This window comes from Derxia gummosa DSM 723 (genome assembly GCF_000482785.1).
In the GTDB taxonomy this organism is placed as follows: Bacteria; Pseudomonadota; Gammaproteobacteria; order Burkholderiales; family Burkholderiaceae_E; genus Derxia; species Derxia gummosa.
This window is the reverse complement of the sequence record NZ_AXWS01000008.1, coordinates 1-15045: the sequence shown is the minus strand read 5'-3', so window position 1 is coordinate 15045 and position 15045 is coordinate 1. Positions and strand designations below refer to the sequence as shown.

16 protein-coding genes are annotated in these 15045 nt (G+C 68.2%); 1 reads left to right on the top strand and 15 read right to left on the bottom strand.

The window, feature by feature from the left end; translation table 11 throughout:
• Nucleotides 1-25: 25 nt before the first annotated feature.
• On the top strand, nucleotides 26-604 hold the full coding sequence (orn, locus tag H566_RS0106350; protein ID WP_028310781.1) for an oligoribonuclease: 579 nt from the start codon (nucleotides 26-28) through the stop codon (nucleotides 602-604).
• Nucleotides 605-661: 57 nt separating this feature from the next.
• Here the strand turns inward: orn and H566_RS23345 are convergent, their stop codons facing one another.
• From H566_RS23345 to H566_RS0106275, 15 genes are all read right to left on the bottom strand, one after another.
• Complete coding sequence (locus H566_RS23345; protein ID WP_051378231.1) at nucleotides 662-2098, bottom strand: MATE family efflux transporter; 1437 nt, start codon at nucleotides 2096-2098, stop codon at nucleotides 662-664.
• Nucleotides 2099-2151: 53 nt separating this feature from the next.
• Nucleotides 2152-4134 carry an ArnT family glycosyltransferase gene (locus H566_RS23340; protein WP_051378229.1) on the bottom strand — a complete coding sequence of 661 codons (1983 nt, stop codon included), beginning with the start codon at nucleotides 4132-4134 and terminating at the stop codon, nucleotides 2152-2154.
• 139 nt (nucleotides 4135-4273) lie between these two features.
• Nucleotides 4274-4537 (bottom strand): type B 50S ribosomal protein L31, encoded by a 264-nt coding sequence (locus H566_RS0106335; RefSeq protein ID WP_028310780.1) that lies wholly within the window; start codon nucleotides 4535-4537, stop codon nucleotides 4274-4276.
• Nucleotides 4538-4709: 172 nt separating this feature from the next.
• Nucleotides 4710-5972 (bottom strand): transcription termination factor Rho, encoded by a 1263-nt coding sequence (gene rho, locus H566_RS0106330; RefSeq protein ID WP_028310779.1) that lies wholly within the window; start codon nucleotides 5970-5972, stop codon nucleotides 4710-4712.
• 120 nt (nucleotides 5973-6092) lie between these two features.
• Nucleotides 6093-6419, bottom strand: a complete 327-nt coding sequence (trxA, locus tag H566_RS0106325) for a thioredoxin TrxA (protein WP_028310778.1) — start codon at nucleotides 6417-6419, stop codon at nucleotides 6093-6095.
• A gap of 362 nt (nucleotides 6420-6781) precedes the next feature.
• Nucleotides 6782-7729 (bottom strand): CobD/CbiB family protein, encoded by a 948-nt coding sequence (locus H566_RS0106320; protein ID WP_028310777.1) that lies wholly within the window; start codon nucleotides 7727-7729, stop codon nucleotides 6782-6784.
• Between the two features lie 44 nt (nucleotides 7730-7773).
• Complete coding sequence (locus tag H566_RS0106315) at nucleotides 7774-8505, bottom strand: CoA pyrophosphatase (RefSeq protein ID WP_028310776.1); 732 nt, start codon at nucleotides 8503-8505, stop codon at nucleotides 7774-7776.
• Between the two features lie 46 nt (nucleotides 8506-8551).
• Nucleotides 8552-8926: a 50S ribosomal protein L19 gene (rplS, locus tag H566_RS0106310; protein ID WP_028310775.1), complete on the bottom strand. Its 375-nt coding sequence runs from the start codon at nucleotides 8924-8926 to the stop codon at nucleotides 8552-8554.
• A gap of 76 nt (nucleotides 8927-9002) precedes the next feature.
• The gene (gene trmD / locus H566_RS0106305) at nucleotides 9003-9758 is read right to left on the bottom strand and encodes a tRNA (guanosine(37)-N1)-methyltransferase TrmD (protein ID WP_028310774.1); all 756 of its coding nucleotides are present in this window, start codon (nucleotides 9756-9758) and stop codon (nucleotides 9003-9005) included.
• 10 nt (nucleotides 9759-9768) lie between these two features.
• Nucleotides 9769-10326, bottom strand: coding sequence for a ribosome maturation factor RimM (rimM, locus tag H566_RS0106300; RefSeq protein ID WP_084544842.1), 558 nt, complete (start codon nucleotides 10324-10326; stop codon nucleotides 9769-9771).
• Entirely contained in the window at nucleotides 10326-10589 is a 264-nt protein-coding gene (gene rpsP / locus H566_RS0106295) for a 30S ribosomal protein S16 (protein ID WP_028310772.1), read from the bottom strand. Before rpsP ends, rimM begins: the two co-directional genes overlap by 1 nt.
• 220 nt (nucleotides 10590-10809) lie before the next feature.
• The gene (locus H566_RS0106290) at nucleotides 10810-11901 is read right to left on the bottom strand and encodes a PA0069 family radical SAM protein (RefSeq protein WP_028310771.1); all 1092 of its coding nucleotides are present in this window, start codon (nucleotides 11899-11901) and stop codon (nucleotides 10810-10812) included.
• A 22-nt stretch (nucleotides 11902-11923) separates the two neighbouring features.
• Nucleotides 11924-13726 carry an acyl-CoA dehydrogenase gene (locus tag H566_RS0106285; protein ID WP_028310770.1) on the bottom strand — a complete coding sequence of 601 codons (1803 nt, stop codon included), beginning with the start codon at nucleotides 13724-13726 and terminating at the stop codon, nucleotides 11924-11926.
• 25 nt (nucleotides 13727-13751) lie between these two features.
• Nucleotides 13752-14681, bottom strand: a complete 930-nt coding sequence (locus tag H566_RS0106280) for an electron transfer flavoprotein subunit alpha/FixB family protein (protein WP_028310769.1) — start codon at nucleotides 14679-14681, stop codon at nucleotides 13752-13754.
• A gap of 20 nt (nucleotides 14682-14701) precedes the next feature.
• Nucleotides 14702-15045 (bottom strand): electron transfer flavoprotein subunit beta/FixA family protein (locus tag H566_RS0106275; protein ID WP_028310768.1); only part of this gene is annotated, 344 nt, incomplete at its 5' end.

Here is a 15045-nt window from a genome sequence, read left to right as displayed (position 1 = left end):
CAACGAATCGCGAGAACCACCCCTCATGACCACGACCGCCGCTCCCGCCACGCCCGTCACCGGCCGCCATGACGACAACCTCGTCTGGGTGGACATGGAAATGACCGGCCTGTCGCCCGACACCGACCGCGTGCTCGAGATCGCCATCATCGTCACCGACGCCCATCTCAACGTGCTGGCCGAAGGCCCGGTGATCGTGCTGCATCAGAGCGACGCCCAGCTCGACGCGATGGACGCCTGGAACAAGGGCACGCACGGCCGCTCGGGCCTGATCGACAAGGTCAAGGCCTCGACCATCGACGAGGAACAGGCGCAGGCGATCCTGCTCGACTTCATGCGTACCTGGGTACCGAAGTCGAAGAGCCCGATGTGCGGCAACACGATCTGCCAGGACCGCCGCTTCATGGCGCGCTGGCTGCCCAAGCTGGAGGCCTACTTCCACTACCGCAACATCGACGTCAGCACGCTCAAGGAGCTGGCGCGGCGCTGGAAGCCGGGCGTGGTGGAAGGCTTCAGGAAGGCTCAGGCGCACACCGCGCTGGCCGACATCCGCGAGTCGATCGAGGAACTCAAGCACTACCGCCAGCACTTCCTGTCGCTGTGATCGCGCCGGGCTGGCGGCACGCGCTCCGCTTCGGGCACGCCGCCGCCAGACTCGCGCTCAGCTGACGCCAGCTTGCGGCGCACCGCGCCGCCATGCCGACGCGAGCAGCCAGCGCAGCAGCACCGCCGTGGCATACAGCCCGGCCGCCGCCGCGAGCCAGAAGCCGGTCGCGCCATGCAGCGCCGGCGCGAACCAGCCGGCCGGATCGAAGGCCAGCAAGGCGCCCAGCCCGATGCCGATGCCCCAGACGGCGAACAGGTTCACCAGCATCGGCGCGGTTGCAATCTTGTGCGCGCGCAGCACCGCCGCGACCGTCGCCTGCGCGGCGTCGCCCACATGGAAGACCGCCGTGATCGGCAGCAGCGCGAGCGCGGCCGTCGCCACCTCGGCCTCCCGCGTGTAGAGCCCGACGATCGGCCCGCGCAGCACGAACACCGACAGCCCCACGCACAGCCCGCCGCCCAGGCCGATGCGCATGCCCGTGCGCGCCACCGCGCGCGCCAGTCGCTGCCGGCCGGCGCCGATCGACTGGGCCACGAGCGTGGTGGTCGCGCTGCCGATCGAGAACGGCACGAGGAACATCAGCGCGCCGAGGTTGGCGACGATCTGGTGGCCCGACACCTCGACCGCGCCGAAGCGCGAGATGAACAGCGCCATGAAGGTGAAGCCCGTTACCTCGACCAGGATGGACGCGCCCATCGGCACGCCGAGCCTGAGCAGCCGCCCGAGCGCGGCGGGACGAGGCCATTCCCAGCCCCGGCCGAGCACGGCGCAGGCGCGCAGGCTGCGCGAGCGGCGCAGCGCGATCCAGGCCGCAGCGCACTGGCACCAGTAGCAGACGGCCGTCGCCACCGCGCAGCCGGGCGCGCCCATGGCCGGTACCGTCAGCGGACCGAGCGAAGCGCCCTGGATGAACAGCGCGTTCAGCGGCAGCTTGAGCGCCAGCAGCGCGACGAGCTGCACCGTCATCGGCAGGCGCGGCGCCGCGAGCGCATTGGCAAAGGCACGCCAGACCGCGAACACCAGCCCGGCGGGCAGCGCGAAAGCCAGCCAGCGCAGTTGCGCCTCGATCTGCGGCGCGAGGGCCGGATCAGGCTTGGCGAAGGCGATCCACGGTTCGGGAAACAGCAGCGCGGTCGAGCCGATGGCCGACAGCAGCGCCGCGAGCCACAGCGCCTGACGGAACTCGCCGCCCGCGTCGCGATGGCGGCCCGCGCCAACCAGCTGGCCCGCGATCGGCCCGATCGCGAGCAGCACGCCCATGAGGCCGACGAAGATACTGATGTAGGCCGCGTTGCCGACGGCGAGCGCGGCGAGTTCGTGGCCCGGCGCGCGCGCCACCATCGCGGTATCCAGCGTCGCGAAGCTCATCGTCGCGAGCTGGCCGACGGCGGTCGGCCAGGCGAGGCGAGCGATGGCGCGCCAGTGCGGCGCGGCGGTGATTGCGGCGGGGCTGCCAGTGGCGGGGCCGTCGGATCCGTCGGTAGCGGGCATTGCGGTGGAGGACGCCTTGGTGCGGCCACTCCCGGAGGATGGCGGAACAGTGGTCAATGCCGCTTGCCCGCGGCAGCGTGGGCTGGCGCAGCGCCGGCATCAGCTCCGCGAGCCGATGCCACTGGCTGGCGCTTGCCGTCGGTGTCGGTCTTGCCACCGGTGTTGCTGATGCCGCCGGCTTCGCTCCTGGCCTGGGCGTCGGCCTTGCCGTCGGCATCGGTCGCGCCGGCCGGTGCCGGTGCGCGCAGGGCAGCAGCGTCCTCGATAGCCGAGGCAACGTCGTGGCCGGTTGCGACATCGGCCCCCTCGGCGGTCGCGGCCTTGCCCGGCAGGCGCCGATAGAGCACGAAGCGCTCGGTCGGATCGGTGCGGCGGCGGCCGGTCCAGACTTCCTTCCACGACGCGGCCGGCGGCGCCGCGACCGGCGCGTTGCGGTTCTCGTGCGTGAGCAGCCAGCCGCAATCGGCACCGCCGATGCGCAATTCGTCGAAGTACACCAGCGAGGCGCGTTGCGGCAGCCCGACTTCCGCGGCCTGCACGCAGGCATCGGTCGGCAGCTGTGCATGCAGCTCGGCCGAGACGTGGCGATAGGTCTTCACGTAATCGACGTAGGGCAGCAGGAAGGTCATGAACAGCGACCAGCACACCGTCAGCCCACCGGCCGACAGCACGGCGCTGCGCCACAGCACCTCGGGCTGGGCACGCACGCGCCACAGCACGAGCCGCACCCAGCCGTAGCAGACCGCCGCCGCGACCAGCAGCTCGGCGAAGGAGAAGCGGCTCTGCCAGCCCGGCGCGCGTCGCGCGAGGCTGAGCGCGAAATGGCTTGGCCAACCCGACAGCGTCGTGATCCAGGTGAACCACAGCGCCAGGCCGAACAGCGTGAACACGATCAGCGCAAACCAGTCGATGAGGTTGGCCGCGCCGCGCCTGAGCATCGGCAGGCCGAAGGCCGCGAGCATCGCGACCGCCGGCATCACGACCAGCAGCGGGATGTCGCCCGGCGTGCGGCCACAACCGATGTAGAGCAGTCCGGCCAGCATGCCCGCCGTGGGCAAGCCGAATTGCGGCAGCCGCCAGTGCGCGCGCCAGACCCAGGCGGCCCAGGCCGCGACAGGCCAAAGCGGCCACAGGAACCAGGCTGCGTTCTGCGGGTAGAAGGCCCAGACGCGCAGCGTCCCGGCCCAGAAACCGGCTTGGGAATTGGCCAGCCAGTCGTCGAGCCGGGCGCGGCCCGCGTCGCCGAACATCGTCGCCAGCGGCCAGAACCAGACGGCGAGCAGCGCCGCCGCCGTCGCCCAGGCGATCAGGTGCCAGACCGGCCCGAGCCGGCGGAACGGCGGCGAGATGAGGCTCGCGAACAGCACGCAGAACGGCCAGATCGCCGCCGCCGTCCAGCCGAGCGTGAGGCCGGACGCACCGACCGCCGCGCCGAAGCTGAGCGCGCCGGCGATCGGCCGGTCGAGCGAACGCGCGAGACCGAACAGCGCGAAGCTCGCGCAGGCAAAACCGGCGATGGGCAGCGAGCTTTCATGCGCGCGCACCAGCAGACCGAGCGTCGCGAGCACGAGCAGCAGACCGCCATCGGCGATCGCGCGGCCGTAGGCCTTGGGCTCGGGCTGGCCGCCGAAGGCGAGCGCCTGAGGTTGGGCATCCGGCCGGCGGCCGAGCAGATAGACGCCGTACCAGAGCGCCGCCGCGCCGCCCGCCGCCGCGACGAGCGTCGCGATCCGCGCGGCCTCGTCGGCGGTCACGATGCTGCCGAACAGCCGGATGAACAGCGCGCCGATCCAGTAGAAAAGCGGCCCGTCGCCGAGCACGGCCGAGCCGAAGATGTTGGGCATCCACCAGTCGGCGGCCGTGCCGCGCGCCATCGTCAGCATCACGCCGAAGCCGCTCGCATCGTCGGCGCGCCACGGGTCGCGGCCGAACAGGCCGGGCAGCGCATAGACGAGCAGCATCACGGCGAGCGCCCAGCGCGGCAGCTTGCGCGTGGCGGCTTCGGTCAGGCGTAGCGGGGTCGGAGAGGCCATCATGTCGAGGGAGTGTCGGTCGGCGACGGAGCATGCCGCACCGACGTTGCGCGCCATGCACTGGCGCCGGAAAAACAAAAAGGCAGCCGAGGCTGCCTTTTTGCTGCGGGCCTCGGCCCGGCCGGATAACCGGGGCTGGAGATCAGCCGCCGATCTTGCCGGTGCGGTTGCCGAAGCGCTGACGGAACTTGTCGATACGGCCGGCAGTGTCCATGACCTTCTGCTTGCCGGTGTAGAACGGATGCGATTCCGAGGTCACGTCCAGCTTGTACAGCGGGTATTCCTTGCCGTCGGTCCAGGTGATCTTGTCGCGGCACTGGATGGTGGAGCGGGTTTTGAACGTGAAGTCGATCGACAGATCCTGGAAGATCACTTCGCGGTATTCGGGGTGAATGCCTTCTTTCATGGCGGTTCCTTTTGCGTTGGGTCGCCGGCCTGGCGGATGCCCGAAAGCGCCCTGCGATCACCCGACCGCCGCGCTTCCCCTGTAAGGCATCAAGGGTTTAACTCGACGCCAGCCACGTGCCCGGGAAGAAAAGCCAGCGATTATAGCGGGTGATTCCGGTCGCGCAGCGGCGTCAGCCGCCGCGACGCATCATGTCGAAGAACTCGGCATTGCTCTTGGTCTCGCGCATCTTGCCGAGGATGAACTCCATCGCCTGGATCTCGTCCATGTCGTAGATGAGGCGGCGCAGCACCCAGATCTTCTGCAGCAGTTCCTTCGGGATCAGCAGCTCTTCGCGCCGGGTGCCCGACTTGTTGAGGTTGATCGCCGGGTAGACGCGCTTCTCGGCGAGGCGGCGTTCGAGGTGCACTTCCATGTTGCCCGTGCCCTTGAACTCCTCGTAGATCACGTCGTCCATGCGCGAGCCGGTCTCGATCAGCGCCGTCGCGATGATGGTGAGCGAGCCGCCCTCCTCCACGTTGCGCGCCGCGCCGAAGAAGCGCTTCGGCCGTTGCAGCGCATTCGCGTCCACACCGCCCGTGAGCACCTTGCCCGAGGTGGGCACGACGGTGTTGTAGGCGCGGCCGAGCCGGGTGATCGAGTCAAGAAGAATGACCACGTCCTTCTTCATCTCGACCAGGCGCTTGGCCTTCTCGATGACCATCTCGGCCACCTGCACGTGACGCGTCGCGGGTTCGTCGAAGGTGGAGGCAATGACCTCGCCGCGCACCGAGCGCTGCATCTCGGTCACTTCTTCCGGGCGCTCGTCGATGAGCAGCACGATCAGCACGACCTCGGGATGGTTGGAGGTGATCGCATGCGCGATGTGCTGCATGAGCACCGTCTTGCCCGACTTCGGGCTCGCGACCAGCAGGCCGCGCTGGCCCTTCCCGATGGGCGCGATCATGTCGACGATCCGCCCGGTGATGTTCTCCTCCCCGCGCATGTCCCGCTCGAGCCGCAGCGGCTCGTCCGGGAACAGCGGCGTCAGGTTCTCGAACATGATCTTGTGCTTGTTCTGTTCGGGAGTGACGCCGTTGACCTTGTCAACCTTCACCAGCGCGAAATAGCGCTCGCCGTCCTTCGGCGTACGCACTTCGCCCTCGATCGAATCGCCGGTATGCAGGTTGAAGCGGCGGATCTGCGACGGGCTGATGTAGATGTCGTCGGTGCTGGCCAGATAGCTCATTTCCGGCGAACGCAGGAAGCCGAAACCGTCAGGCAGCACTTCCAGCACGCCATCTCCGAAGATCTGTTCGCCGAGCTTCGCCTTCTTTTTGAGGATCGCGAACATGAGTTCCTGCTTGCGCAGGCGGTTCGCGTTGTCGATCTCGAGCTGGTTCGCCAATTCGAGCAGCTGGGATACGTGTTGGGCCTTGAGGTCGGAAAGATGCATTGCTGGAGCTTCGGCCGGGCCGAGCGATTGAGGGGTGGAAGTGGGGCGCCCGGACTCGCGATGTGGCGCCGGTGGAAACCGGCTGCGCGAGGCGCCCGCGGGGAGAGAATTTGAGAAGGATTACAGGTTGGCTTCGAGGAAACCGGTGAGCTGCTGCTTGGACAGCGCGCCGACCTTGGTGGCCGCGACCGCGCCGTTCTTGAACAGCATCAGCGTCGGGATGCCGCGGATGCCGAACTTGGCGGCCGTGGCCTGGTTGTCATCGACGTTGAGCTTCGCGATGGTCAGCTTGCCGCCGTACTCCTTGGCCACCTCTTCGAGGATGGGGGCGATCATCTTGCAGGGGCCGCACCATTCGGCCCAGTAATCGACCAGAACGGGCGTGTCGGACTTGAGCACGTCGGCTTCGAAGCTGGCATCGGACACATGCTGGATGGCGTCGCTCATGCATGAACCTTTCGGAGGTTTGGAACTGAAAGTCGGAGGATTCGGCAGGAATTGCCGGAGGAAACTCGGGAAGGAAAATACGGACCGGGCAAGTCGTGAATACGCAGAAGACGATTCACTTGCCTGGGATCTCGAATGACCGCACACGCTGGCCGGTCATTCGGGTGCCGTTTCATGAAGTGACGGCGAACTGCCGGAATTCAATCAACAGGGCTCGGTTCGATTCGAACGCGCCCGCAATTCAATAATTCGATGGATCGCGGTGGCCGATTGGCGAATGCTGCTCCGAGCATTTCAGGCTTGTCAACGCAAAACAATTAATTGCATCGATCAAACGCGCCGAATGGCGCACGAACGACGACTCAGGCGACCCACATCGCGATCGAGAACAGCAGCAGCAGCACCAGCCAGAGCACCATCGCCCGCCATACCAGACCGACGGCGGCCTTGAGATGCTCGGCGCGCACGGTGCGTTTCAGGCCGACATCGGCTTCGCTCGCGTCGGCGGCACCGGAGCTTTCGAGCACGACCGGATGCTCGGCACCGCCCGCGAGGGTCAGGCCCATTGCGCCACCACCGGCCGCAAGCACGATCGCTCCGCTCTCGTCACCCCAGCGCGCGGCGCCGGTGCGCCACGCGTACATCGCATCCTCGAAGTTGCCGACGATCGCAAAGCCGAGTGCGGTCAGACGCACGGGCAGCCAGTCGATCACCGCGAAGGCGGCACGCGCGAACTCGCCGAAGCGGGCGGTATCGGGCCGATGCCAGATGCGCGCGGCCGACTCGGTCACGCGGTAGAGCACGGCGCCGACCGGTCCAGCCAGCACGTACCAGACGAACACGCCGAACACGTGGCGATGCACCAGCGTGAGCGCACGCAGCAGCGCGGCGCGCGCGACCTCGCCGGCGGACAGACGCTCGGCCGAGAATTCGGGGTCGGTCTCGCGCTTCCAGTCGGTGAGGACGGCCCGCGCCTCGTCGAGCTGACCGGCTTCGAGCGCGGCCTGGATGCGGCTGAACGGGTGGCTGAACTGCCGGAAGCCGAGCGTCAGGTAGAGCACCAGCACCTGGAACAGCAGCAGCGGCACCGGCCCCGCGAGCCAGACGAGCCAGTAGAGAAAGCCGGTCACGAGCGCGAACAGCAGCACCAGCACGACCCAGCCGATCACGCCATGACGGCGGTCACCGGCATTCATCGACTGCTCGATCCAGCGCACCACGGCGCGGACGGCGCCGTGCACGAGGTTGTCGGATCGCAGTGGCCTGAACTGCTCGATGATCAAGGCGATGACGACGGACAGGAAGGTCATGTGCGGACGCAGTGGTGGCGGTCGGGGGATTCTAGCGACGACGCTCAGTCCGCCCCGGAGGCGAGCAGGCGGTACAGGCTGTGGAGCATGGCTGCGGTCGCGCCCCAGATGAAGTAGCGCTCGCCGTCGCTGTGCCAGGGCATGGCGCGGAAGCGGCGGGTCATGGCAACGCCGCCTTCGTTCCAGGCGACTTCGCGCAGCTCGTGGTTGCGCGGGTCCATGAGGAAAGCAAGCGGCGTCTCGAACACCTCGGCGACCTCGAAGGGTTCGGGCGCGAAGGCCTCGACCGGCTCGACCAGCGCCACGACCGGCGTGACGATGAAGCCCGTGGAAGTGTCATGCAGCGGCAGCCGACCGATGACCTCGACGGCGCTCGGCGCGAGGCCGACTTCCTCGTGCGCCTCGCGCAGGGCGGTTGCGACGGGGGAGGCGTCATCAGGATCGGTGCGGCCACCCGGAAAGCTGATCTGGCCCGCGTGGTCGTTGAGATGGGCGGTGCGCCGCGTGAGCAGCACCGTCAGGCCGGCGGGTCTTTGCACAAGGCCGACGAGCACGGCGGCCGGTGTGAGCGCGGCGAGTTCGGTGGCGGTCGGCAGCGGCCGGGAATCGACCGGATCGGGACTGGCCGCGCGAGCGATGGAATCGATGCCGCCAGCGGCGCGCGTGAAGAAGCGGCGCAACGCTGGAGCGTCGAGTCGCGCGTCCGGAATGAGCACGCCCGCCGCGTCGGGTTCGACGAGGCGGGCGTGTTCGGGGTCGAAGCGTGGTCTGGCCATCGCAGCACGGTGCGGACGGCGCCGGAGCGCCCTCCGCGATCCGGTCTTACTTGGCGACCTTCTTCGCCGGCAGCTTTTCCTTGATGCGCGCCGACTTGCCCGAGCGATCGCGCAGGTAGTACAGCTTGGCGCGACGGACGTCGCCGCGGCGCTTGACTTCGATCGACGCGATCAGCGGCGAGTAGAGCTGGAAGGTGCGCTCGACGCCTTCGCCCGACGAGATCTTGCGGACGATGAAGCTCGAGTTGAGGCCGCGGTTGCGGCGCGCGATCACGACGCCTTCGTAGGCCTGGACGCGCTTGCGCGTGCCTTCGACCACGTTGACGTTGACGATCACCGTGTCGCCGGGGGCGAATTCGGGGATCGACTTGTTGAGACGCGCGATCTCTTCCTGCTCGAGGATCTGAATGATGTCGGCCATGACATTCTCCAAGGGACCATCAGTGATCCGGCGTGTGGTTGTGTGTTCGCCGGCCAGAGGATGGGGTTGCTGACAACTACTGTTCCAACTGCTTCAGGTACTTCTCGTCGCGCGCACTGAGCAGTCCAAGTGCGCGCGCCCGTTCGATCAGATCGGGCCGCTTGCGCGCGGTGGCGAGCAGCGATTGCTCCCGCCGCCATTGCGCGATGTTGGCGTGGTGCCCGGACAGCAGCACCTCGGGCACCGGCATGTCGCGCCAGCTTTCCGGCCGCGTGTAGTGCGGGCAGTCCAGCAGGCCGCCGGTCGATGCGTCCGCGAAGCTGTCGCGGGCGGTCGATTCGGCGTCGTTCATCGCGCCCGGCAGCAGTCGCACGCAGGCATCGATGATGGCCATCGCCGCGATCTCGCCGCCCGAAAGCACGAAATCGCCGAGGCTGATTTCCTCGTCCACCAGACTGGCCAGCACGCGCTCGTCGATGGCCTCGTAGCGGCCGCAGACCAGCACGTGCCGGCTGTCGCCGCCGGCCATCTCGACCGCCTTTGCATGCGAGAACGGTCGGCCCTGCGGCGACATCAGCACCACCTTCGCGGGACGTTCGTCGGCGGCCTTGGCCGCCTCGATCGCCTGCGACAGCGGTTCGGCCAGCATCACCATGCCGGGACCGCCCCCGAAGGGCCGGTCATCGACGCGGCGATACGCATCGACCGTGCAATCACGCGGATTCCAGGCGGCGAACCGCCAGAGATCGTTGCGCAGCGCCCTCGCGCCGATGCCGCTTTCGGTGACCGCCGAAAACATCTCGGGGAACAGCGTCACGACATCGAAGCGCAGCGCCATCGGCTCAGCCCTGCGGCTCGAACATCCAGTCGACGACGATGCGTCGCCCGGCGATGTTCACGTCGCGCAGGTAGGCATCGACGAAGGGAATCAGTTCCGTCACCGGCTTGCCGTCGCGCTCGCTCACCTGGACTTCGAGGATGGAGTGCGCGCCGTTGTCGATGAGGTTGACCACCTTGCCTGCCGCCTTGCCGTCGCTCTCGGCGACCACCTCGCAACCGAGCAGATCGACCCAGTAGTAGGCGTTCGGCTCGGGTTCGGGGAAGTCGCCGCGCGAGACGGCGATTTCATGTCCGCGCAGCGCCTCGGCCGTGTCGCGATCGGCGCAGCCTTCGATGCGGGCCACGATCTGCCCCGAATGCGGCTTGAGATCGTGACACTCGCGCAGCTGCCAGCGACCGGAATCACGCGGTGCGATCCACCAGCGGTCGGCGCGTTGCAGCGCCGAGGCCTCGGCCGAGAACGCTTCCACCTTGATCCAGCCCTTGACGCCGTAGGCACCGACGATTCGCGCAACGACCACGAGATCGCCCGGCACGGACTGCGTCACGGTACTGGTCATCAGGCGGCGGGCTGGGCAGCCTTCTTGGCGAAGTCCTTGACTAGACGCGCCACGGTGGGCGACAGCTGGGCGCCGACGCCGGTCCAGTAGCTGACGCGGTCGAGGGCGATGCGGAGCTTCTCGTCGCCTTCGTGGGCGACGGCGTTGTAGAAGCCGACGCGCTCGATGAAGGCGCCGTCGCGACGGTTGCGCGAGTCGGTGACGACGATGTTGTAGAACGGGCGCTTCTTGGCGCCGCCACGGGAAAGGCGAATGACGACCATGCTTGTTCCTTGTGCGAGACGGAGGTTCGGAAATCCGGCCGACACTTGCCGGCGCCGAACGCGACCACGCTGTTTGCGATGCCCTTAGGCCTGTGCCTTCGGGCGTTCAGAACGGTTGCGACCGCGCCGGCCGGCGCTTTTGCGCACTTGCCGGCCGCTGATCGCGGCCACCCAAGCCGGAGCAATGGCTTTGGGAAACCGCGCATTATAAGCACACAAGTCAGAACAGCGAAGCCTGTGCGCCCGGCAATCCGGGCGGACGGAACAGGTCGGAGCGCAGCGGCGTCATCGCGCGGCCGAGCCCAGCGCGATTGACCGCGAGGCGGAATCGCTGGCGGATCAATTCGGCCCACGGGCCGCGCCCTTTCATGCGGGTCGCGAAATCGGCGTCATTGAAACGGCGGCGGCCGGATCGCGCTTCGGCGGGCGCGGTGCGCATGTCGGCGATATGCGCGAGCACGCGCTCGGCCCGATCGGGGAAATGCGCGCCCAGCCAGTCGTTGAACAGGCCGGTCAATTCCCAGGGCAGGCGGATGACGGTGTAGTGCGCCGATTTCGCGCCCGCCTCGGCGACGGCCGCGACGATGCGCTCGATTTCCGGCTCGTTCACGAAGGGAATGATCGGCGCGACGAGCACGCCCACGGGCACGCCCGCCTCGACGAGCGCGCGCACCGTGCGCAGCCGGCGCTCGGGGCTGGCGCAGCGTGGCTCCATGAGCCGGGCGAGCGCCGGATCGAGCGTGGTGATCGAGACGAATACTTCGACAAGACCGTCGGCGGCCATCGGCGCGAGCAGGTCGAGATCGCGCTCGACGAGGCTGGCCTTGGTGACGATCGACAGCGGATGGCGGCAGTCGGCCAGCACCTCGACGAGGCCGCGCGTGATGCGCAGCTCGCGCTCGACGGGCTGGTAGGCGTCGGTCGCGGCGCCGAGGTTGATGAGCTTCGGCGCGTAGCGCTTGGCGGCGAGTTCCTGCCGCAGCAGTTCGACCGCGTTGACCTTGGCGACGAGCCGCGACTCGAAGTCGAGCCCCGGCGACATGCCGAGCCAGGAATGCGTCGGCCGCGCGTAGCAGTAGATGCAGCCGTGCTCGCAGCCGCGATAGGGATTGATCGACTGCTCGAACGGGACGTCGGGCGAGTCGTTGCGCGCGATGAGGGATTTCGCGCGCTCGGCGCGGACGTGCGTCGTCAGGCGAGGGCCGGCTTCGTCGTCGCCCTGCGACTCGAAGCTGCGCCAGTCGTCGTCGGCCTCGCGCGCCAGCCGCTCGAAGCGGCCGGCCGGATTGGAGACGGCCCCTCGGCCCTTGATGACGCCCGTTGCCGGCTCCCGATCAGAAGTCCTCGGGCGTGAAGGCGTTGACGGACGCGCCGCCGGTGACGATGGCGCTGCCCAGACCCGGGACGGTGGCGACGAAATGCTCGGCGAAGAAGCGCGCGGTCGCGACCTTGTTCACGAGGAAACGGTCGGTCTCGCCCGCCGCGAGCTTCGCCTTGGCGACGAGCAGCGCGCGCGCGAGCTGCCAGCCGCTGAACAGGATACCGGCGAGCTTGAGGTAGGGAACGCTGCCCGCGTACACGCCCTTCGGATCGGCCTTGGCGTTCTGCACCAGGTAGCCGACCACCTGCTCGAAGGCGTTGACGCCCGCGATCAGGTTGGCCGCGACCGGCTTGGCGTCGGCGTCGCCGAGGGTTTCGAGTTCGGCGATGGTCGCCTTGATCGCGCCCGCGAACTTGAGCGCGAGGGCGCCGCCGTCGCGCGTGGTCTTGCGGCCGACGAAGTCGTTGGCCTGGATCGCGGTCGTGCCTTCGTAGATCGTGAGGATGCGGGCATCGCGGTAGTACTGGGCGGCACCGGTTTCCTCGATGAAGCCCATGCCGCCATGCACCTGCACGCCGTCCGACGCGACCTGGATCGACATCTCGGTGCTCCAGCCCTTGACGACCGGCACGAGGAATTCGTACTCGGCCTGGGCTTGGGCGGCAGCCTCGGCGTCGGGCGAGTGGTGCGCGACGTCGTAGCGCGCGGCGGCCACATAGGCGAGCGCGCGGGCGCCCTCGGTCTGGGCGCGCATGTTCATGAGCAGGCGCTTGACGTCGGGGTGGTTGATGATCGCGACCGGCTCCTTGCCGCCCGTGAGGTCGCGCGACTGCACGCGGTCCTTCGCGTACTGCACGGCCTTCTGGTAGGCGCGCTCGGCCACCGCGATGCCCTGCATGCCGACGCCGAAGCGCGCCGAATTCATCATCACGAACATGTATTCGAGGCCGCGGTTCTCCTCGCCGACGAGGTAGCCGATGCCGCCCGCGCCAACCTCGCCCTTGTCGTCGCCGAACAGCAGCACGGCGGTCGGGCTGGCCTTGATGCCGAGCTTGTGCTCGATGCTCGCGCACCAGACGTCGTTGCGCTTGCCGAGGCTGCCGTCGTCATTGACGAGGAACTTGGGCACCACGAACAGCGAGATGCCCTTCACGCCCTCGGGCGCGTCCGGCAGACGCGCGAGCACGAGGTGGACGATGTTCTCGGCGAAATCGTGCTCGCCGTAGGTGATGAAGATCTTCTGGCCGCTGATGCGGTAGGTGCCGTCGCCCTGGGGCACGGCGCGCGTGCGCACCTGGGCGAGATCCGAGCCGGCGCCCGGCTCGGTCAGGTTCATCGTGCCGGTCCAGCGGCCTTCGATCATCGGGCCGATGTAGGTCTGCTTCATCGTGTCGCTGCCAGCGGTCAGCAGCGCCTCGATCGCGCCATCGGTCAGCAGCGGGCAGAGCGCGAAGCTCAGGCTGGCCGAATTCACCATCTCGATGCAAGGGCTTGCAAGCAGCTTGGGCATGCCCATGCCGCCGTATTCGGCGGGGTGCAGCACGCCCTGCCAGCCGCCTTCGACGAACTGCTTGAAGGCTTCCTTGAAGCCCGGCGCGGTCGTGACGACGCCGTTCTCGAGCTTGCCGTAGTCGGTGTCGCTCGCATGGTTGAGCGGGGCGACGACTTCGCTGTTGAAGCGCGCGTTCTCGTCGAGGATGGCGCCGGCGGTGTCGGCGTCGAGTTCGGCGAAGGCGGGAATCGTCAGCAGGTCGGCGAAGCCGGCGAGTTCGTTGATGACGAACTGCATGTCCTTGACGGGGGCGGTATAGCTCATGGCTTTCTCCTGATCGGGGGCACGCTTACAGCTTGGAAGTGAGTTCCGGGACAGCCTGGAACAGATCGGCGACGAGGCCGTAGTCGGCCACCGAGAAGATCGGCGCCTCGGCGTCCTTGTTGATCGCCACGATCACCTTCGAGTCCTTCATCCCGGCCAGATGCTGGATCGCACCCGAGATGCCCACCGCGATGTACAGCTGCGGCGCGACGATCTTGCCGGTCTGGCCCACCTGCCAGTCGTTGGGCACGAAGCCGGCGTCGACCGCCGCGCGGCTCGCGCCCATCGCGGCGCCGAGCTTGTCGGCCAGCGGCTCCAGCAGCTTGAAGGCGTCGCCCGAGCCCATGCCGCGGCCGCCCGAGACGATGGTCTTGGCCGCCGTCAGTTCGGGGCGTTCGCTCCTGGCGAGTTCGCGGCCGAGGAAGCGGGTCTTGCCCTTCGCGGCGACGGGCGTGAGCGTGGTGGTGGTGGCGCTGCCGCCGGTGGCGGCGACGCCGTCGAAGGCCGTCGTGCGAACCGTCAGCACGCGCTTGGCGTCCGAGGTCTTGACCTGGGCGATGACGTTGCCGGCGTACATCGGGCGCTTGAAGGTGTCGGGCGCGATGACTTCGACGATGTCGCTGATCTGCTGGACGTCGAGCCGGGCCGCCACGCGCGGGGCGATGTTCTTGCCGCTGACGGTGCCGGGCAGGACGATGGCGTCGTAGTTGCCGGCGATCGCGAGGATCTGTTCGGCGTGGGTCTCGGCGAGGTCGTGGGCGAGGGTTTCGCCGTCGGCGACGAGCACTTGGGCGACGCCGGCGATTTGGGCGGCTTGGGTGGCGGCGGCGCCGACGTTGTGGCCGGCGACGAGCAGGTGGATGTCGGCGCCGAGCTTCTGCGCGGCGGCGAGCGTGTTGAGGGTGGCGCCCTTGATCTGGCTGCCGTCGTGTTCTGCGATGACGAGGGTGGTCATGGTTCGTTCGGCTCCGCTGCTCAGATGACCTTGGCTTCGTTCTTGAGTTTGTCGACGAGCGTGGCGACGTCGGCGACCTTGATGCCAGGAGCGCGTTCGGGCGGGTCGGTGGCTTCCACCAGCGTCAGGCGCGGGGCGACGTCCACGCCAAGGTCGGCCGGGCTCGTGGTGTCGAGCGGCTTCTTCTTGGCTTTCATGATGTTGGGCAGCGTGGCGTAGCGCGGCTCGTTCAGGCGCAGGTCGGTCGTGATGACGGCCGGCAGGTCGAGTTCGAGGGTCTCGAGCCCGCCGTCGATCTCGCGCGTGACCTTGACGGTGCCGCCCGTGACTTCGACCTTGCTGGCGTTGGTGGCCTGGGGCCAGT

Bases quoted from the DNA above. Each gene is read 5' to 3' on its own strand.
- rimM (WP_084544842.1), bottom strand. From the start codon at position 10,326: ATGACCAGTACCGTGACGCAGTCCGTGCCGGGCGATCTCGTGGTCGTT.
- H566_RS23345 (WP_051378231.1), bottom strand. From the start codon at position 2,098: ATGCCCGCTACCGACGGATCCGACGGCCCCGCCACTGGCAGCCCCGCC.
- H566_RS0106335 (WP_028310780.1), bottom strand. From the start codon at position 4,537: ATGAAAGAAGGCATTCACCCCGAATACCGCGAAGTGATCTTCCAGGAT.
- H566_RS0106315 (WP_028310776.1), bottom strand. From the start codon at position 8,505: ATGGCCAGACCACGCTTCGACCCCGAACACGCCCGCCTCGTCGAACCC.
- rho (WP_028310779.1), bottom strand. From the start codon at position 5,972: ATGCATCTTTCCGACCTCAAGGCCCAACACGTATCCCAGCTGCTCGAA.
- H566_RS0106285 (WP_028310770.1), bottom strand. From the start codon at position 13,726: ATGAGCTATACCGCCCCCGTCAAGGACATGCAGTTCGTCATCAACGAA.
- orn (WP_028310781.1), top strand. From the start codon at position 26: ATGACCACGACCGCCGCTCCCGCCACGCCCGTCACCGGCCGCCATGAC.
- trxA (WP_028310778.1), bottom strand. From the start codon at position 6,419: ATGAGCGACGCCATCCAGCATGTGTCCGATGCCAGCTTCGAAGCCGAC.
- H566_RS0106320 (WP_028310777.1), bottom strand. From the start codon at position 7,729: ATGACCTTCCTGTCCGTCGTCATCGCCTTGATCATCGAGCAGTTCAGG.
- H566_RS0106280 (WP_028310769.1), bottom strand. From the start codon at position 14,681: ATGACCACCCTCGTCATCGCAGAACACGACGGCAGCCAGATCAAGGGC.
- rpsP (WP_028310772.1), bottom strand. From the start codon at position 10,589: ATGGTCGTCATTCGCCTTTCCCGTGGCGGCGCCAAGAAGCGCCCGTTC.
- rplS (WP_028310775.1), bottom strand. From the start codon at position 8,926: ATGGCCGACATCATTCAGATCCTCGAGCAGGAAGAGATCGCGCGTCTC.
- H566_RS23340 (WP_051378229.1), bottom strand. From the start codon at position 4,134: ATGATGGCCTCTCCGACCCCGCTACGCCTGACCGAAGCCGCCACGCGC.